The 17,395-nt window shown below is 59.0% G+C and carries 18 protein-coding genes and 2 tRNA genes; 5 read left to right on the top strand and 15 right to left on the bottom strand.

Annotated elements, in window-relative coordinates; genetic code table 11:
• Nucleotides 1–127 precede the first annotated feature (127 nt).
• On the top strand, nt 128–583 hold the full coding sequence (locus BLR31_RS18815; RefSeq protein ID WP_090599115.1) for a MerR family transcriptional regulator: 456 nt from the start codon (nt 128–130) through the stop codon (nt 581–583).
• 416 nt (nt 584–999) lie between these two features.
• Here BLR31_RS18815 and BLR31_RS18810 read toward each other — a convergent pair whose 3' ends face one another.
• The 4 genes from BLR31_RS18810 to BLR31_RS18795 form a co-directional block, all read right to left on the bottom strand.
• Nucleotides 1,000–2,148 (bottom strand): AAA family ATPase, encoded by a 1,149-nt coding sequence (locus BLR31_RS18810; protein WP_090599111.1) that lies wholly within the window; start codon nt 2,146–2,148, stop codon nt 1,000–1,002.
• A gap of 273 nt (nt 2,149–2,421) precedes the next feature.
• Nucleotides 2,422–3,795 (bottom strand): tyrosine-type recombinase/integrase, encoded by a 1,374-nt coding sequence (locus BLR31_RS18805; protein ID WP_090599107.1) that lies wholly within the window; start codon nt 3,793–3,795, stop codon nt 2,422–2,424.
• A gap of 136 nt (nt 3,796–3,931) precedes the next feature.
• Nucleotides 3,932–4,005: transfer RNA gene (locus BLR31_RS18800), tRNA-Gly, on the bottom strand.
• A gap of 54 nt (nt 4,006–4,059) precedes the next feature.
• Nucleotides 4,060–4,144: transfer RNA gene (locus BLR31_RS18795), tRNA-Tyr, on the bottom strand.
• A gap of 181 nt (nt 4,145–4,325) precedes the next feature.
• Between BLR31_RS18795 and rlmB the strand changes: the two genes are divergently transcribed.
• The gene (rlmB, locus tag BLR31_RS18790; RefSeq protein ID WP_090599104.1) at nt 4,326–5,078 is read left to right on the top strand and encodes a 23S rRNA (guanosine(2251)-2'-O)-methyltransferase RlmB; all 753 of its coding nucleotides are present in this window, start codon (nt 4,326–4,328) and stop codon (nt 5,076–5,078) included.
• On the opposite strand, the gene BLR31_RS18785 is transcribed toward rlmB, so the two are convergent.
• The 7 genes from BLR31_RS18785 to xylF form a co-directional block, all read right to left on the bottom strand.
• Nucleotides 5,075–5,782: a polysaccharide deacetylase family protein gene (locus BLR31_RS18785; RefSeq protein ID WP_176762764.1), complete on the bottom strand. Its 708-nt coding sequence runs from the start codon at nt 5,780–5,782 to the stop codon at nt 5,075–5,077. The genes rlmB and BLR31_RS18785 overlap by 4 nt on opposite strands.
• Nucleotides 5,783–6,040: 258 nt before the next feature.
• Entirely contained in the window at nt 6,041–6,496 is a 456-nt protein-coding gene (locus BLR31_RS18780) for a YaiI/YqxD family protein (RefSeq protein ID WP_090599097.1), read from the bottom strand.
• Nucleotides 6,497–7,624, bottom strand: coding sequence for an S-(hydroxymethyl)glutathione dehydrogenase/class III alcohol dehydrogenase (locus tag BLR31_RS18775; RefSeq protein ID WP_090599094.1), 1,128 nt, complete (start codon nt 7,622–7,624; stop codon nt 6,497–6,499). It abuts the gene before it with no gap.
• Between the two features lie 69 nt (nt 7,625–7,693).
• The gene (locus tag BLR31_RS18770; protein WP_090599091.1) at nt 7,694–8,791 is read right to left on the bottom strand and encodes an FAD-dependent oxidoreductase; all 1,098 of its coding nucleotides are present in this window, start codon (nt 8,789–8,791) and stop codon (nt 7,694–7,696) included.
• Nucleotides 8,792–8,873: 82 nt separating this feature from the next.
• Nucleotides 8,874–9,659, bottom strand: coding sequence for an ATP-binding cassette domain-containing protein (locus BLR31_RS18765; RefSeq protein WP_090599086.1), 786 nt, complete (start codon nt 9,657–9,659; stop codon nt 8,874–8,876).
• Nucleotides 9,660–9,671: 12 nt separating this feature from the next.
• A complete protein-coding gene (locus tag BLR31_RS18760; protein ID WP_090599083.1) occupies nt 9,672–10,985 on the bottom strand; it encodes a sugar ABC transporter permease in 1,314 nt (437 codons plus the stop codon).
• 88 nt (nt 10,986–11,073) lie between these two features.
• Nucleotides 11,074–12,114: a D-xylose ABC transporter substrate-binding protein gene (xylF, locus tag BLR31_RS18755; RefSeq protein WP_090599079.1), complete on the bottom strand. Its 1,041-nt coding sequence runs from the start codon at nt 12,112–12,114 to the stop codon at nt 11,074–11,076.
• A gap of 197 nt (nt 12,115–12,311) precedes the next feature.
• Between xylF and BLR31_RS18750 the strand changes: the two genes are divergently transcribed.
• On the top strand, nt 12,312–13,589 hold the full coding sequence (locus BLR31_RS18750) for an ROK family protein (protein WP_143009442.1): 1,278 nt from the start codon (nt 12,312–12,314) through the stop codon (nt 13,587–13,589).
• A gap of 243 nt (nt 13,590–13,832) precedes the next feature.
• A complete protein-coding gene (locus BLR31_RS18745; RefSeq protein ID WP_090599073.1) occupies nt 13,833–15,245 on the top strand; it encodes a tyrosine-type recombinase/integrase in 1,413 nt (470 codons plus the stop codon).
• An 18-nt stretch (nt 15,246–15,263) separates the two neighbouring features.
• On the opposite strand, the gene BLR31_RS18740 is transcribed toward BLR31_RS18745, so the two are convergent.
• The 4 genes from BLR31_RS18740 to BLR31_RS21820 are packed head-to-tail and all read right to left on the bottom strand — an operon-like array spanning nt 15,264 to nt 17,020.
• The gene (locus tag BLR31_RS18740; protein WP_090599070.1) at nt 15,264–15,854 is read right to left on the bottom strand and encodes a hypothetical protein; all 591 of its coding nucleotides are present in this window, start codon (nt 15,852–15,854) and stop codon (nt 15,264–15,266) included.
• Nucleotides 15,855–15,866: 12 nt separating this feature from the next.
• Complete coding sequence (locus BLR31_RS18735) at nt 15,867–16,334, bottom strand: hypothetical protein (protein ID WP_090599067.1); 468 nt, start codon at nt 16,332–16,334, stop codon at nt 15,867–15,869.
• A 43-nt stretch (nt 16,335–16,377) separates the two neighbouring features.
• The gene (locus tag BLR31_RS18730; protein ID WP_143009441.1) at nt 16,378–16,905 is read right to left on the bottom strand and encodes a hypothetical protein; all 528 of its coding nucleotides are present in this window, start codon (nt 16,903–16,905) and stop codon (nt 16,378–16,380) included.
• Nucleotides 16,859–17,020, bottom strand: a complete 162-nt coding sequence (locus BLR31_RS21820) for a hypothetical protein (protein ID WP_176762763.1) — start codon at nt 17,018–17,020, stop codon at nt 16,859–16,861. Before BLR31_RS21820 ends, BLR31_RS18730 begins: the two co-directional genes overlap by 47 nt.
• A 116-nt stretch (nt 17,021–17,136) precedes the next feature.
• Here BLR31_RS21820 and BLR31_RS18725 point away from each other — a divergent pair.
• Nucleotides 17,137–17,395: transposase (locus tag BLR31_RS18725; RefSeq protein ID WP_090599224.1), on the top strand; the 259-nt coding region annotated here is incomplete at its 3' end.

Genomic DNA, 17,395 nt, shown 5'->3' with positions numbered 1-17,395 from the left:
CTATAGGGTCAAGAGAAGTACTTGTATTATTGCAATGGGTTTTCGCTAGGTGATGCCATGGCGAACGTCGCCGCCCCAGTCATCTTGTTCGGCCCCCGAAAAGTGCAGTAGCATCAAGGAGACCTCAATGAGCTTCCCAATTGGTGAGTTGTCCAAACGCACGGGCACCAAGGTGCCAACCATCAGATATTATGAATCAATTGGATTACTGCCAGAACCGTTGCGAACCGAGGGAAATCAGCGGCGTTACGATCGGGGCCATCTTGACCGATTGAGTTTCATCCGGCACGCACGATCCTTGGGGTTTGAAGTTTCTGATATTCGCGAACTGCTTGCCATGGCGGAACGGCCACAGGATTCCTGTCATCAGGCCGACAGTATCGCCCGCGGTCACCTGGTAAAGGTTGAACGTCGGATCGAGCAACTGGAGACCTTGCGACATGAATTGCAGCGCATGGTCAACGAATGTGATCACGGTCGCATCTGCGACTGCCGCATCATCGAGGTTCTGGCCGACCACGATCATTGCGAGACGGAACACAGCTACCCCGCCCATTTCGAGGCTGTCGGATCAAGCCAATAGAATTCCGCTTGGCGGTACCGCGGCACCGTTATCCGACTTGGACAGATTGGCCACCAAAGGGCCTGCCCTGAGAGATGCTGCCGCAGGTGTACTCACACATTTCAGTTTCAAAGCAACCTATTCATGAAATCCAAAGACTTAGTCCCTTAGTTAAATTTATTACTTGAGGGCCTCATCATGCAGCATCAGAACTACATCCATGTCGATCACACCCATTTTTTATCGGGGACACTCATCTGGGGCATACTGGAATCCTCGATATGGCGATGCGCCCTTACAACGACATCGCTCAGCACGACCGGGACCTCGTCGCAAATTGGAATAGCGTTGTTAAGCCCACGGATACGGTTTGGCATCTTGGGGACTTTGCATGGGATAAGCTGCCGACAATCGACGCCGGTGCAATTTTTAAGAAGCTAAACGGCATTAAGCGGCTCGTGATCGGCAACCATGACACCGAGGACGTTCAGAAATTCGGTTGGGCCAGCACGCATGATATGGTGATCCTCAAGGCCAACGGTGCTGACTTGGTACTCTTCCACTATCCGCTTCGGGAATGGCCCGGTTTCTATAGTGGAGCCCTGCACTTCCATGGACACACGCACGACAATCTCCCGTCCGGGTTCAGGCAAATGAACCCCGTCAGCGCCGGTGTACAGGATGCGGGTGTTGTCGGTGAGAAGGCTCTCGACGTCGATCGTGGTCTGCGGCCTCAATTCCGTATCGTTTAGACTGGGAAAACCGAACGTGTTGAGCGCCGGCAGCAGAGCCTTCAGTCGGTCGTCAAAGTCTCCCTGCATTGCCTTTTCCAGATCGGCGACAGAGGCTTTGAGTCCGTCTGCGATCTGCTGATCATCGGTCGATGCGGTGAGCGCGTTGGCCGTCTTGAATAGCTTGTTAAGCAGCTTCCCAATGACGTCGGTGTCGCCCCGTTTACCCACATCAAGCGTGCGCTGGGCTTTCACGAACCCAGGGCTGATAAGGTTATTGAGTTCGGTGGTTTTCTCGAAGGTCCTGCGGTTAGTATGGTCGGTCGGGTCGATCGCGAAGATCTTGATCGAGTATGCTTTGGGTATGGCCTCACCAAGATGTCGAAACAAGGCTTCTGTGGCATTCTCAGCGTCGACCGGTTCCGGCGCATCAAGTAACGCGCCCAGAGTCTTGAGGGATGCGGAAAATTCGATGCGTGCGATTGCCGTCGTGCAGCCCGGCTCAAGGTCGATAACGAATGGCGACAATGGCCCGAGGTCATCGGTGTCGGCGCCGTAACCGAACGTCAGGGTCAGGGCAATGACAGGCAGTTCGGCGAGGACCTTCTCGGGTGGCTCCTCGCCACTGTCGCGCAAAGCCTTGGCAGCCAGGAACTTCGGCCGGATCGTCGCTGAGAAATCCTCAAGGCGGAAGCGCCCAGTTTGCTCACCAAGGAAACGATCGAAGACTTCTGTCAGGGAAGTCTTGCCGCTGTTATTCCTGCCGACGACCACGGTCGCGGTTTCTTCAATCGCGATCGCAACATTTTCGAGGAGTCGAAAACCTTCGACCTGAACATCCACCAGCTTGATCATGAGCCTCCCTATTCGGAGAACCATACCCCGTCGGTCAACTCCCAACTAGTGCGTGGCGGCAGGGAAGCGTTTCAATCCACGGAAAAGTGCGCGGAATTTGCGACCTACTCTTGTTTGCAACAGATCGCTCTACGTGCAACTACGACCTCCGGCTAGCAGGCCAGAAACGTCAGCTTCCAGGAGCTGCTGCGCTTGGTCCCGGCGGCTGAGATGGGGCGCGCATTGCCGGCGACGGGACTTTGTGCTTTCTACAGTCCTCTTGAAGCTTCACGCTCATCTCTCCGCCGGCAGGAACAACCCATTCTCAAAGGGAAGCACCATGCGCTGGAGTAGCGACCGCCTCCATGCGAGCGCGCCGCCCGTGCCATAGACCTGCCGACTACGGCGATGACCGAAAAATATCTCCCGCATTTCGCCGTCAATGCCAGCTTCCTTCATACGATCTTCGAATGAGTGCCGAATGCTGTAGAGAGTGTGTCTTTGCGACGGAACAAGGTTGTTCTCGCGCAAATACTTGTTAATCGCGGCACAGGCCGCCTCTTCTTTTTCCCGGTATCGTGAAAAGCCATTGGGGAATTTCTGGAACGCCAACAGGGCAACGCCGACGAGTGGGATTTCGCGGGTGGAGGCCTGCGTCTTGAGTTCCCGCGGCGCTTCTGGATCATCACGCTCAACGAAGCTGATGTGAGGAACCTCAGCATCGAGATGGATATTGCTCGCGTCGAGATTGCATGTCTCACTTGGTCGCGCGCCCGTTTCAACCGTAGCCAGCAAAATGGCCCGCGCCTCCTCATTCAGCCCCTTGAGCGCATCGGCTTTCAGAATTTTGTCGCGGAGCCATGACGTCGGAAACGGGGGGCGCTTGCCCTTTTTTCGCTCTTCAAAGCTCAAACCGGCAAAGGGATTGAGCGTGTTCTCTTCGCCCATAAAAGCGTGGTACTCGCGAAAGATCTTGCGCAACTCACCAATCTGCCGATTACCCGACGAAGCAGTATGAGTAGGCTTCTTGCCCGCCTCGGGCGGCGCAATTCGAGCAAGCCAATGGCGGTAAAATTTGTGCGCGTCGTCTCGTGTGATGAGCGTGATCGGCTTGTCGCCAGCGATTTCGATAAAGTTGCGCACGGCGCGCTCCGGGATCACCCGCCATTTGCGTTTCTGCTGGGCGGATTTGGTGACAAGCTGGGACGCCGCAATGTCCTCTATATAGACCTTGAGCGCCTCACTTATCGGGATTGCGGGCGTCGGCTCACCTCCGAGCACTGCGGTTTCGACGGCATGCGATGTCCGCAGATCCAGAATGGCTTCCATCCTTTCTGCCAGTTCCTGCCAACTCGCTCTGGCCTCGAGTTCCGCAGCCGGGCGATAAGTGAACCCCAGCGCGGCTGCTCGACGCACCGCCGCCTTGTGCCGCTTCAGGGCAGCGGATTCCTCCTCATTACACAGAATCGAAGCCCAGAGATCGTTGTCTGCCTTCTCGAGCGCATCGCGCATCACTCGTGCAACAGCAAGATCGTGGGTCTTGAGGGATGTGCGGATGACTGGCGCCCGCCTGTCGTCTTCGGCAACCATCGTCGGGACCCGGCGAACATACTGCCAGCGATCCCCACGCCGCTGCAGAAACCGGTCGAGCTGAGACCCCTTTGCCATGCCAATTCACTCCAAAGTATCACACTTTCGAAGCAAAATGTGTCACGGATTCGGCCATGTAGCAATGGACATAGCGTCTGATGCGCCGATTTTACCGGGAATTTCAAACAATTGGCGAAAATGAAGGAGAGGGAAATGGAGCGGGTGAAGGGAATCGAACCCTCGTCGTAAGCTTGGAAGGCTTCTGCTCTACCATTGAGCTACACCCGCCCAAGGGTGTCTCGCTACTCTGTCTGTCCCGTGCCCTGCGGGCAAGCACGATTTTGGTGGAGGGGGCTGGATTCGAACCAGCGTACGCTAAGCGGTCAGATTTACAGTCTGATGGATTTAACCACTCTCCCACCCCTCCCCAATCGTGACATCGGCGAAGCGAAGTGTCTGAGATGGCCCTGAATGACCCTGACCATCACGGGCCGGTTTATGCTTAGTGCGCCTTGATGTGTCAACAGCTATCGCAAGGAAATTTCGTGTCTTTCCCAAATGAGCTTCATGCTTGCCGAATTTGCGCTTAACCGCTACGGCATTGAGCCATGAGCAAGAACAAGTTCCCGCCAAAGAAGCGCCCGGTCGTCGATCCCAATGAGGGGCCGGTCTATCTCTATGGCCTGCACACCGTGCGTGCAGCACTGGATAACCCTCGGCGCAAGAAGCGCAAGCTTCTGGCGACGCCCAACGGGCTTAACAGGCTGATCGAGGACGGCCCGCGGCCGAGCCTTCCGATTGAAGACAAGACACCGCGCGAGCTCGACGCCATTCTCGGCACCGATGCCGTACATCAGGGCGTTGCGCTGGAAGTGGACCCCGTCGACCGCTGGCGGCTCAAGGATGTCGGCAAGCTCGACCTGGTCATCGTGCTCGATCAGGTAACCGATCCGCACAATGTGGGCGCCATCTTGCGGACCGCTTGCGCGTTTGGCGCAGATGCGGTGATCACCACGGCCCGCTACGCGCCCCGCGAGACAGGCGTCCTCGCCAAATCTGCGTCTGGCGCGCTCGACCAGATCCCTTTGGTGGAGGTCCGCAATCTTGGCGATACGCTTGAGGAGCTGAAGTCTCGGGGCATGACGTGCCTTGGCTTTGATTCGGAAGCGGATGGATTGCTCAGGGCGCGCCCCGCTGGAGAAAAGCTGGCGATTGTGCTCGGTGCCGAGGGCAAAGGTTTGCGCCAGAAGACACGATCGCTGTGCGACGAGATGGTCCGTCTGGATATGCCCGGGCCTATCAAGTCGCTCAACGTGTCGAACGCAGCAGCGATCGCGCTATTCGCAGCGACGTCCGGCTAAGGCATATCTGTCCCATTTGCAGCAGTGACCAACGGCTGATCGAACACCGATCCGCCGGACGAGCGGAGCGTAACAACGCTATAGCCCCTTGCCTGGAGCGCAGTCAGAAATTCCGGCAGCAAGGCGGCGGTGCGGGCATGGATGTCGTGGAACAACACGATGCCCGAACCGCGCGCGTCGAGGCGTTCGAGGGTGCGATCAAGGACAATCTCAGGTGAATCGGGGAAGTAGTCCTTAGAATCCACATCGACGTCGAGAACGATGAAATTGGCATCGATGGCTGAAGTCCGGATCAGTCCTGTCTCCGAAAGATAAGGAAAACGAAAGAACCGCGATGGCGTGAGGTGCACCGGCGCTAGCGCCGCGGCAACCGCCTGTTGTCCCGCATAGATTTCGGCCATCGCAGCGGAGAAGCTGACCGTCGAAAGGTCCACATGATCGTAGGTGTGCGTACCGATACTGTGCCCGCGCTCTGCCGCGAGGCGAACAAGGTCGGGATGGCGCTCAGCGGCGGAGCCGAGGACCAGGAATGTCGCCTTAACCCCGAAACGGTCGAGCGTGGCGACGATGAGCTCCGTCCGGCCCGGGCGCGGCCCATCGTCGAACGTCAAAATAACCTCGTCCGGGCGCAAGACCAGCTCCGATGGCTCAGCGATCGTAAGCGTGCGTCCGGCAAGTCCAGATGAAAACAACATGTCGGGCATCGGCTGGCTCCGGCTGGTAACAGGCGCGCGCGCCGCGATGGACTGGGTCACCATCGGGTCGACGGGCGCGAAAGCAGAGAGATTTCCTTCGCTGGCCGGCGGCGTGGCGCACGCTGACAGCCCCAAGGACAAAACCGCCGCAACACACACAAAGCGCAACACCGTACACGCCGCCCTTCCCCTTAAATCAGGCGGAATGGTCACGCGATTATGGTTAATAACCCGTATGTATTAGGCAGCTTTATTCTTAACGAGCTGTTACTGGGCGGCCCGCTTGGCGCGCTGGATGACAGCATCGAACGCTTGAAGGAAGGCCGAACGGTCGCGGGGCGAAAATGCGGCGTTGTAGCCTTTGCTTTCGCCTGTCTCGCGCAAATGCTGGTTCAGTTCGCGCATGGCCAGTGCCATACCGATCGAGCTTTCAGTGAAAGGCTTGCCGGTGGGGCCCATCACATGCGCGCCCTTGGCCAGCGCGCGGCCGGCCAAGGGAATGTCGGATGTGATGACGATATCGTTGGCGTTTGCGTGCTCGACGATCCAATCGTCGGCCGCGTCTGCACCCTGTGGGACCATCACATTGCGGATCATCGGATCGCGCGATGGGCGCAATCCGAAATTGGCGACGAACGTGACAGCTATTCCATGCCGCTCGGCAACACGAACGACCTCGTCCTTGACCGGGCAGGCATCGGCATCGACGTAGATATCCACCATTCAGAAGAGAACCACCGAGCGGATAGATTCGCCCGAGCGCATCAACTCAAAGCCCTTGTTGATGTCTTCGAGGCGCATGGTGTGGGTAATCATGGGATCGATTTCGATCTTGCCCGACATGTACCAATCTACGATTTTCGGCACGTCGGTACGCCCGCGAGCGCCCCCGAAGGCTGTGCCCATCCATTGGCGCCCGGTGACGAGCTGGAACGGTCGAGTGGATATCTCCTGTCCAGCCGCTGCAACGCCGATCACCACGGATTTGCCCCAGCCGCGATGGCTTGCTTCGAGGGCCTGGCGCATTACGGTGACATTGCCTGTGCAATCGAAGGTGTAATCGACGCCGCCGATCTGATCGGCCCCGCGCTTGGTCATGTTGACGAGATGGGAAACGATGTCGCCGTCGATTTCGCGCGGGTTGACGAAATGGGTCATACCGAAGCGCTCGCCCCATTCCTTCTTGTCGTTGTTGATATCGACGCCGATGATCATGTCGGCCCCGGCCATGCGCAGGCCCTGAATCACATTAAGCCCGATACCGCCAAGGCCAAAAACGGCTGCGGTCGACCCCTGATCGACCTTAGCGGTATTGATCACCGCGCCGACCCCGGTCGTAACACCGCAGCCGACGTAGCAAATCTTGTCGAACGGCGCATCGGGATCGATCTTGGCAACTGCGATCTCGGGCATGACGGTGTAGTTGGAAAAGGTCGAGCAGCCCATGTAATGGAATATCGGCTTGCCCTTATATGAGAACCGACTTGTGCCATCGGGCATCAGCCCCTGCCCTTGCGTGGAGCGGATTGCCGTACAGAGATTGGTTTTGCGCGAAAGGCAGGACGGGCACTCGCGGCACTCGGGGGTATAGAGCGGGATGACGTGATCCCCGACCTTGACGCTGGTTACGCCGGGCCCGACCTCAACAACGACCCCAGCACCCTCGTGGCCGAGGATGGACGGAAACAGACCTTCGGGATCTGCACCAGACAGGGTGAAGTCGTCGGTATGACAAATGCCGGTGGCCTTGATTTCAACCAGCACCTCTCCCGCCTTAGGGCCCTCAAGGTCGACTTCGACAATCTCGAGGGGTTTTCCGGCTTCGAAAGCAACTGCGGCGCGGGTTTTCATGGACTGCCTCACTGGTCTGATTTGGGGGGGAAACTGGCACACCGGTAGCGGGCAGGCAATTGCTGATAGTCAAACAAGCCACTCAGGCTGTGCGCTATCTTGCGCCGTGACCAGACCGGCGGCAAGCCGCTGGACGGACGGAAGGCGCAGCAGGGCCCGCGCGATCACTTCGCGCACCAGCAGCATGGCGTGACCAGTGGCCTGCGCTTGTCGCGATTGGCGATCGACCTGCCCCATGATCCGCTGAGCCGCCGGTCGTCGCATCGCTTCGTAGCGATCGAGAGCATCGATGCTGGCGAGCCAGGCAAACGTCGCTGCATCCTCAATGCCCCCGTTCATGCCGCGCGCTCCTGCCGGTGAATGAACATGCGCACTATCGCCAGCCAAAAATACATTCGAAGCCGCAAAGCAGGCGGCAAGCCGATGGGCGATGCGGAACTGGGAACGCCAGAAAACTTTACCGATCGTGACGCCATCAGGCAGTGCCGGATCAAGGGTCTCTCCTGGTACCACAAGTCGCCAGACGCCCCGCGTCACAGGCAAGACGAAGAGATTGCCGCGACCGGAAAACGAGAAGCAAACTTCGTCCGGCGGGTATGGCCAATCGACTTCGGCATCCATAAGGGACCACTTATGCTCATAGGCTTGTCCCTCGAATGCGATCCCGGCATCCGCGCGGACGGCAGAGTTGACCCCGTCGCACCCAAGCAGACGCGAGCAAGCGACGGTTTCCTGTCCCGTCTGGCTCTCAAGGACGGCAATTGGCGCGGCGGCGGACCCGCCATTGCGGACAAAGTGGATATTGCGCTCCACGCGGACTCCACGATCTGCCAGGGCCTGTTCGAGAAGTGCTTCGGTTCGCGATTGCGGTAGAGCGAGCATGAACGGGTAGCGATGCTCCACAGCGGAAAATTTCACTGTGCCCACCGATTGCCCGCGCGAGATCAGTCGCGCACGATTGATCTTGATGCCTTCGTCGAGAATGCGCGGTGTAACGCCAGCGGGTTCCAGAATGTCCAGCGTTCGCGGATTGATTCCGATCGCACGGGATTCCGCCGATGGCGCGGAGCGGCTCTCAACGATCCTGACTGCCAGGCCCCGCCGCACCAGCTCCAGCGCAGCCGTCATACCGACCGGTCCGGCGCCCACCACAAGAACGTCAATCATCGCATATGCCACCTGCGCAATGCAGCGGGCAGTTTTATCCACTGGGCGGGCCCGGACAAGCCGGAGCGCGCCCAGTGCTTAATTAAATCCTCATGGCTCCCGGCCCCGGCGTGGCGCCTGGCGGGCACTTGCCCATGATGATCATGCCCAGAACCTCGTCCTTGGTGACGTCAGACGTCTTTGCCGTGCCAACGACCTGGCCGTTCTTCATGACGCAAACGCGATCCGCCAGATCGAAGACGTCATGGATGTCGTGACTGATCAGAAAGATGCCAATACCTTCTGACTTGAGTTGCTTGATAAGATCGCCGACCTGCGCAGTCTCTTGCGGTCCAAGCGCTGCCGTTGGCTCGTCCATGATGAGGATGCGGGCGTTAAAAAGAATGGCGCGCGCAATGGCCACAGACTGGCGTTGACCGCCCGAGAGCGCCTTAACCGGCTCCTTGAAGCGCCGGAAGTTAGGGTTCAACCGCCCCATCACTTCGCGGGCCTTGGCTTCCATCGCGACATCGTCGAGTGTGCCAAGGGCAGTTGTCAGTTCGCGTCCGAGGAAGAGATTGGCAGCGGCGTCCACGTTGTCGGCGACGGCGAGGGTCTGGTAGATCGTTTCGATCCCATAGGCTTTGGCGTCGCGCGGATTATTGATGGTCGCATCCTGCCCGTCGATGCGGATTTCGCCCGAGTCGCGCTTGTAGGCACCGGAGAGGATCTTAATCAACGTCGACTTGCCTGCACCATTGTGCCCGAGGAGGCCGACGACTTCGCCCGGATACAGGTCGATCGAAGCACCGTCCACGGCACGAATGCCGCCGAACGCGATGGAGATGTCCTCGAGTTCGACCAGTGGAGTTGTGATCTGTTGGTTCATCACGAGAAATCCTTACTGCGCCCGATTGCGATAGAGCGTGTCGAGCCAGACGGCAAAGACCAGCACAATGCCAACGACGATGGATTGCAGCGGGCTGTCGAGCCCCATGAGGACCATGCCAGACTGTAGCGACTGCATGACAAGCGCGCCGATCATCGCCCCGACGATGGTTCCGACACCGCCAGACAGAGAGGTGCCTCCGATCACGGCGGCGGCAATGACGAACAACTCGTCAAGCGTACCCATCGCGTTCGTCGATGCGTTAAGCCGGGCCGAAGAGATCGACGCCGCTATAGCGACGAGCGCACCCATCAGCATGAAGATCTTGACCGTGACCCAGCGCGTGTTGATACCTGCGAGTTCAGCCGCTTCGGGGTTACCACCCATGGCGAACACATAGCGCCCGAAACGTGTGCGGGTTGCCACGAAAGTCATGATCACGCCGACGGCGATGGCAACGAGAACGGGGATGGCAATGCCGTGCGATATAAACAGCCCCCCCTCCGGCACGGGGATACCATTGGCCTGAGCATAGGTTTCGGCGATGCGGACGGGCCAAGGATAGGCATTGAAAACGAGGACCGCACCGATAACGACGCCAAAGCCCAGTGCAGCCAGTATGGCCTCGGCCCAAACCGGCCTCTGTGGGAAGTTGAACCGGCGGCGCTGGCGGCGGGAATAGAGCAGATAAACGGCGATCGCGATACAAGCGACCCCGGCCAGAAGCCAGCTGATCGTATAGCCCACAGCCCCGCCGGGCCCACCGCCAAGGAGGCGGAAATTGACGTCCAGCGGCGCTACGGTGCGCCCTGAAGTGGCCCACCATGCCGCGCCGCGCCAAACAAGCATGCCACCAAGCGTGACAATGAAGGCAGGCACCTTGAGATAGGCGATGATAACACCTTGCATACCACCGATAAGAATCCCGAGGATCAGGCCATAGGCAAGCGTCAGCATCCAGATGGCGGGATGACCGAACCCGAGCATGCCGGGCAGAATCTCAGCCTGCATGACGCCCATGAGCATCGCAATGAAACCGAGCATCGAGCCGACCGAAAGGTCGATATTGCGCGTCACGATCACGAGGACCATGCCCGTGGCCATGATCGACACCGACGCGGTCTGGACCGAGAGGTTCCAGAGATTGCGCGGCGTCAGAAAGAGACCGCCGGACAGGAAGTGAAATCCGATCCAGATCAGGGCAAGTGCCCCGACCATACCCAGAAGGCGTGTATCGAGCTCGGTGGCCGACATGAATCGCCGGATGGGTGTTCCGACGACCAGCGTCGGTGAATTGCTATTGGAAATGGCGTTCTCTTCGGCCATCGCTCCCCCCAGAGGGTTGGTTTCCTCGCGGAAACAGGTCGCGGCGCCACAAGAGCGCCGCGACGGATTTCATGTGTTGGACCAGCGATCAATCGCAGGCAGCGACAGTACCGGCCGCGACACCCTGACAGACGACGTCCTGGGTCACCCAACCAGCGTCGATGACGACGTCGAGATTGTCCTGGGTGATCGCCACCGGCGCGAGGAAGAGCGAGCTCATCTCCACACCATTCGGCCCGCCGTTGAAGGTCACCGAACCTTCGACATCGGCCAGTGCCGTGCCACCAGCCAGCTCGACCGCGATGCGGGCTGCGTTGGCGCCCAGCTCACGGCTGTCTTTCCAGACCGAAACGGTCTGGGTGCCGAGAGCGATACGGTTAAGCGCAGCGTGGTCGCCATCTTGCCCCGATACCGGTACCGAGCCATCTAGCCCCTGCGCCGCGAGGGCAGCGATAGCGCCGCCGGCGGTGCCGTCATTGGAGGCGACGACAGCGTCGACTTCGTTGTTGTTGGCGGTCAGGAACTGCTCCATGTTCGCCTGGGCATTCTCGGGCAGCCATCCATCGGTATAGGCTTCTCCGACATTGACGATATCGCCCGCGTCGATCGCGGGTTGGAGCACTTTCATCTGACCGGCAAACAGGAAGTCCGCGTTAGGATCGGTGCTCGAGCCCTTGATGAAGACATAGTTGCCGGTCGGCGCTACGGCCTGGACTTCGCGGGCCTGAATGCGGCCAACTTCCTGATTGTCGAAGGTGATGTAGAACGCATCGGGATTTTCGATCAGGCGGTCATAGCCGATCACTGGAATACCTTCAGCCACCGCGGCGGAAATAGCCGGCTGGATGGCGTCGGAATCCTGAGCCAGAACGATGAGCGCATCAGCACCCTGAGCGATAAGACTTTCGATATCCGTTAGCTGCTTGGAGGCCGACGATTGGGCGTCTGCCGAAATGTAGCTGGCGCCTAGCTCTTCGAGAGCGGCCTGGATGGCAGCTTCGTCAGTACGCCAGCGCTCTTCCTGGAAGTTGGACCAGGACACGCCCACCGTGATGTCCTGCGCAAACGCGCCACCGGCCGCGCCGAACAGAACAGTCGTGCCCAAAAGGGCCGCTGCTAAGGTCTTCATGATTTCCTCCCGCGGGATTGGACCCGCAAAAACCGTAAGGGTTGATATTGCCTCCTGGCGGAGCCGACTTGGTGCTCCAGCTCCGCCCCAGGGATATTTTTCAATACCCAAAAAAATAATTGGCACGCGGCGCAACGTGTGTCAACGTCCAATCGCCGGGATGCGAAAAGGGCGTGCAAAGCCCTGCGAACCAACGCATGAAGACCGCGAGCAACTGGCAAGATTGGGAGGCCACCGTGGCGCAAGGCGTTGCGGATACAGAAATGATCCGGCGACAGAACCGGCAGCTTGTGCTCGACGCCCTGCGGCGTGGCGGGCCGGCTTCACGCAGCCAGGTCGCGACGGCGACGGGCCTCTCGAATGCCTCGCTGACGGCCATCGCATCAGACCTCGTATCCGAAGGCATATTGGCCGAACTCGCCGAGGCGCCCTCCGAAGCGAAGGGCCGCGGCCGCCCGGCCGTCATCATGGCTCACCGCCGTGAGGCAGGTTATGTGCTGCTCATCGAAATCGACGTTAACCGCTGCCGCATGTCGCTGCTCGACTATTCGGGTGTGCTGGTGGATCGCGTCGAATCGGCTGTCGGACCTACCCTGTTTTACGAGACACCTCCCGCCACCTATTTCATCGAACGCATCGGCGTGATGCTGGAGCGCAATCAAGAAGTGGCGCCGGCTATCCACAGCGTCTCCATTTCCCTGCAGGGGATTCTCGACGCAGAAGGCGCCGGCCTCAAATGGTCTCCGCTGTCACGACTGGCCGGACACGACCTCGCAGGCCCTATCCGCGCCCAGCTGGGGCTCGACGCCCTGCTCTACAAACGCGGACGCCTGATGGCCGACGGCATGCGTTGGCTCGATGCGCGTCTGGCCAACGCAGTGTTCTCGACGATCTATATCGGATCGACCATTGGGATGGGACTTACTTGGCCGGCGGTGCTCAACGCCGAGACCGATGTCGGCACCGAGTTCGGCCATCTGATCCATATTCCCGGCGGGGCGCTGTGCCGATGCGGCGCTCGCGGATGTATAGAGGCCTATGCTGCCGACTATGCGGTATTGCGCTCGGCCTATTCCGTTCCCGAACACGCAACCCCCGCCAGTGCCGTGCCACCTGCCGACTATCAGCAGATCATCGCGCGTGCCCGCCACGGTGATCGCAACGCGCTACGGGCATTTACACTGGCTGGTGAAGCAATCGGAGCCGGGATTGGCCGGCTGATCTCACTGTTTGATATCGACAACATTGTCGTGCTCGGCCCAGCAACGGCGGCGTTCGACCTCATGCAGCCCGGGATCGAGGACGCCATCGGGCATTCGCTGATGGGCAAAATGCGTGGCCTGCCGCCAATAGGACTGGTCGCCGATGCGGGTGAACCGATCTATCGTGGATTGAAGATGAAGGCTCTCACGAGCCTCGACCGCACTTTCGCGCACCGCACAGCTTCTATCCCGATCCGTCGGGTCGTCGAATAATGATGTGGGGTTCGAATGGTGCCGGCACCAGGACTTGAACCCGGGACCCTCTGATTACAAATCATGTTATTGGGGCTATTCAGGGTGGTCTATCATGCCTTCCAAACGAAGTTAAATGCCGTTAACTTCCTTTTCCTTATACTCTTTTTCGCGAAAGTACTTGCCCTGGCGCAATTCCTTTGATTTTCTGCCGGTCGCCCCAATGTCGCCCCAGTCGGGCAATCGGATAGGAATGTCGCCCCAGTGCCCGTAGTAATCACCGCCGCCACCGTCTCCGCTGCCCGCAAAGATGCCGTTCCAGGTGGCCGCCGATACGACATCGTTGATGCGCGAACACGTGGCCTTTCGCTACGCGTCTCCCCGAAAGGCATCCAATGGTCGTTCCGCTTCCAGGTGACCGGCAAGGACAAGCGTTTAGCTTTGGGATCTGTCGAGCTATGGACCATCGCAGAGGCCCGCTCCATTGTTGACCGCGGTCAAGAAATGCTGCGCGATCGGATCGGTATCCCGGATGAAGCGTGGCTCGATCGGATGCGTGTGGCCAAAGGCAAGGCTGCCGCGGTCACCCTGACGCAGCCGGAGGCCCCGGCCAGGGATCTATTCAAATGGGATTTTGAGAAGGGTCGTCAGGAATTCCTTGCGGACATCTCGCGTAGCCGATCGGTCGACACCCACCGGGATTACGTTTCCAAGCTTGGAAGGCCCGAAATCGAGAGCCTGGCGAAAAATCCATTGCCAAGGATAACGCGTCAGGATCTTGCATCCGCCATCGCCAAAATCCACCGATCCGGCAAGGAAGCTACGGCTGAAGGTGCTGCACGCGTGTTATCGAGTATGTGGTCATGGCTTGCCCGTGATGAAAACATCGGTCACTCAGGTGTCCAGCGTGGCGCCATGGCAGGGCTGAAAGCACCGGCACGCACACGCCGAGCATCTCGCCGTCAGGTTGATGACCCCACGCTTGAAGATCTCGGCCGCATCATCGCCATCGCCCGATCCGGCGCCATCGATGGCGGAATCGGCTGTGCCATCGAAATGCTGGTCTGGACCCTGCAGCGCAGGAGAGCTGTTGCTTCAGCCATGATCCAGGACTTTCGCCAGGCCAAATCCGGCGATGAGGGCCTATGGTACGTCTATGCAGACGACCGCAAGCGATCGGATGGCGAGGCGCACGTCATTCCTCTGCCACAGCCGGCATGGTCATGCTTCCAACGCGCCCTGGAGCTGACGCGCGGCACAGGATCGGAATACCTTTTCCCAGGCAGTCGGCCGCGGGCCAAGGGCATGGCGGTCACCCATATCCATCCCAGCACGCTCACCCACACCCTTAGCTATCTGCCTGGCGTGACATCGAGCCCGCATCACGTCCGGAAGATTTTTGGCACATACGGGGAAAGGATATTGGGGTTTTCACGGCCGACAACGAAGCTAATCCTTGACCATGCGGAGGGTGGGACGCGATCGGACGTGACGGGTCGGCATTACTCATTACATGACGGCACGCACGAAAAATGGCCGGTCATGCGGCGCTGGGTGTCAGCGGTCGAGACTGACGTGGAAGCTGCCATGCAGGCCCTGGAGCCGGTCGACGAGCTGAAGTCGGCGATATCGGCAGCGCGAAATAAAGAAGCCGCCTCGGCGGTCGAGACGGCTTAGGGGTGCAGCGCTGTCGAGCTAAGCGACGATCTGGGGCTGACGCTCTTTGCCGCGTGTCGCTAGCAGATCACGGGCTTCTCCAAGCATCCGACCTTCAAACGGCTCGAAGATTTTTGGCATGTGCCGCACGTTGACTGTGACACCCGACGCTTTCGCAGTCGCGCGGTCACCATCGTAAACAATTTCCGCTTGTGCTCCGGCAATGTCACCCACCTCGTCGAGAATAAACGCGGCCGCAAGATCCCCTGCGCTTTCAGCAAATGCAGCCCGCCAAGTGTCCTGCGTCGAGGACTGAATATTGACGAGATACGGCCGGACGGCACCATTCAAATTGCCGGCAAATGCATGCTGAATTGCATCGAGCTCTTCGATGTTCCGCTGCATTTGCAGACGCAGATCATTGCACAGGAGCCCAAGCTTGCGATCCATGGGTGGGCTGTCATGGTCGAGATCGAGCGTCGCGGTAATTGTGCTCGATGCGGCACCGATCGCACGGGCGAGCTTGCGCTGCCAGCCCTTCTCGGGCCCGCCATCGGGGGCACGGCCGAAAGCGATTGCGGCCAAGGCTTCAATGCGTGCGCGGCGGGTGTTTGAGAGTGTCTTTGTCATGATTATCGCTCCCTATTTTGCAACTCGAAGGCCGGCTACGGCAAGCTTTCGGATTTGTTTGATCTGCTCCCTCGTCGCAAAGAATTGCATTTTCGATTCATGCCCACGTTGGACACGGATTGCTTTCGCGTCGACGAGATACCAGTTCTCCGGCGTGCGCTCGAATCGATACTCGACGCTCTTTGCGCTGCGCTGCTCAGACGATGAGCCCGGCCCGGCTGGCCGGACCGTCAGCTTGAAGCCTGCGCGATCTTCGTGCGGCAGTTTGCGAGCGTTCATGCGTCCTTCAGCGCTGAGAACGGCTTCATAGAGTTTGTTGGCATCCACAGAAAAGGGCTCGATTTTGACGTTGATCTGCTCCACAGCCCTTCGGAATTCGTAGTCGGGAATGCTGTCGGCATGGTCGAAATAGATCAGGCCACTGAGATCGCCGACTTTAACTTTCTGATGGAGATGGGGGTTTGAAGGTGATTTGGTCATTAGGTACCCTCCATAGGGCTGGAGGGGGCCGAAGCCCCCGTTGTTAGATCTTGACCCAGCGACCGCCCGCAGCGGCCTTGCGTTCTTCGATGTCACGCAGATTGCGACGGCGATATTCTTCACAGCGAAGCGCAGCTGCTTCGTTGCCAAGATCGCGGGCAAAGGCTGCAGTCAGATCCCAGCAGTCGAGCTCTTCTACGTTTTCCCGCGCAGCATCATCGACTTCGAGCGGACCTCTGTACGGTCCTTTATGCCCCGTCTTCAGCCAGTAGCTCCTGAGATCGCGATCAGGGCGCGCGGCCTTGACTTCAAGCACAAAAGTCTCATCGGCATCAAAGAAGCGAACGAAAAGCACGCGGTTCATCGTCTTTGCGCCGGTGCAAAGCTCATAGCCAAGCCGCTCAGCTGCGGCTTCCGAAAAGCTGAAATTGTTGCTATTTGTGTTCTGCATTTCGATTTCCAATCCTGGGTTTTGAGATGTGAGAGAGGGGTTGGAGAGTGTCCGCTTTCCAACCCCCGTTTGATCAGTAGTACTCGCGCTCTTCTTCGTGCCGCTGGCGGGCTTCTGCATTCTCATTCAGCTGCTTGGCGACAAGCTCGATCACCTTGCCGACAGGCATGTCGTCCGCAATGCCCCACACACGCAGCTTCTCTTTGCGCCCGCCTTCGCGCTCGATATCAAACATCACGCTGTCTGTTGATTGCCGTTGAGATCTGACCCGGTATTGGAGTGAACCCCTGGGACTGGACCAGCGGGGAAGAAAAGCTGATACGCTCTGTGGGCCTTGAATGGAGAAGGTCCATGTCACCAAGAGGTCCCTACCGCCGTCACTCGATGCAGTTCAAGCTGCAGTTTTGCCAGGACATTCGCAATGGCGTCATCGGGCGCCGCGATGCGCAGCGCACTTATAGCGTTTCCGCCAATCTCATCCAGCTCTGGCTGTCCCAGTTCGATCGCGGCGAACTCAATCAGGAAGAAGCCGAAGCAAGCGTCGTCGCCGAATACGAGGGCCGCATTGCAGCTCTTGAGCGCAAGGTCGGGCAACTGACCATGGAACTGG

This window comes from Pelagibacterium luteolum (genome assembly GCF_900100665.1).
In the GTDB taxonomy this organism is placed as follows: Bacteria; Pseudomonadota; Alphaproteobacteria; order Rhizobiales; family Devosiaceae; genus Pelagibacterium; species Pelagibacterium luteolum.
The sequence above is the reverse complement of the archived record's forward strand: the minus strand, read 5'-3'. Positions and strand labels throughout refer to the sequence as shown.

Coding starts and splice junctions, on each gene's coding strand:
- xylF (WP_090599079.1), bottom strand. CDS start 12,114: ATGAAGACCTTAGCAGCGGCCCTTTTGGGCACGACTGTTCTGTTCGGC.
- BLR31_RS18750 (WP_143009442.1), top strand. CDS start 12,312: ATGAAGACCGCGAGCAACTGGCAAGATTGGGAGGCCACCGTGGCGCAA.
- BLR31_RS18815 (WP_090599115.1), top strand. CDS start 128: ATGAGCTTCCCAATTGGTGAGTTGTCCAAACGCACGGGCACCAAGGTG.
- BLR31_RS18735 (WP_090599067.1), bottom strand. CDS start 16,334: ATGACCAAATCACCTTCAAACCCCCATCTCCATCAGAAAGTTAAAGTC.
- BLR31_RS18785 (WP_176762764.1), bottom strand. CDS start 5,782: ATGCCCGACATGTTGTTTTCATCTGGACTTGCCGGACGCACGCTTACG.
- BLR31_RS18805 (WP_090599107.1), bottom strand. CDS start 3,795: ATGGCAAAGGGGTCTCAGCTCGACCGGTTTCTGCAGCGGCGTGGGGAT.
- BLR31_RS18780 (WP_090599097.1), bottom strand. CDS start 6,496: ATGGTGGATATCTACGTCGATGCCGATGCCTGCCCGGTCAAGGACGAG.
- BLR31_RS18810 (WP_090599111.1), bottom strand. CDS start 2,148: ATGATCAAGCTGGTGGATGTTCAGGTCGAAGGTTTTCGACTCCTCGAA.
- BLR31_RS18775 (WP_090599094.1), bottom strand. CDS start 7,624: ATGAAAACCCGCGCCGCAGTTGCTTTCGAAGCCGGAAAACCCCTCGAG.
- BLR31_RS18770 (WP_090599091.1), bottom strand. CDS start 8,791: ATGATTGACGTTCTTGTGGTGGGCGCCGGACCGGTCGGTATGACGGCT.
- BLR31_RS18765 (WP_090599086.1), bottom strand. CDS start 9,659: ATGAACCAACAGATCACAACTCCACTGGTCGAACTCGAGGACATCTCC.
- BLR31_RS21820 (WP_176762763.1), bottom strand. CDS start 17,020: ATGTTTGATATCGAGCGCGAAGGCGGGCGCAAAGAGAAGCTGCGTGTG.
- BLR31_RS18730 (WP_143009441.1), bottom strand. CDS start 16,905: ATGCAGAAGCCCGCCAGCGGCACGAAGAAGAGCGCGAGTACTACTGAT.
- BLR31_RS18760 (WP_090599083.1), bottom strand. CDS start 10,985: ATGGCCGAAGAGAACGCCATTTCCAATAGCAATTCACCGACGCTGGTC.
- BLR31_RS18740 (WP_090599070.1), bottom strand. CDS start 15,854: ATGACAAAGACACTCTCAAACACCCGCCGCGCACGCATTGAAGCCTTG.
- rlmB (WP_090599104.1), top strand. CDS start 4,326: ATGAGCAAGAACAAGTTCCCGCCAAAGAAGCGCCCGGTCGTCGATCCC.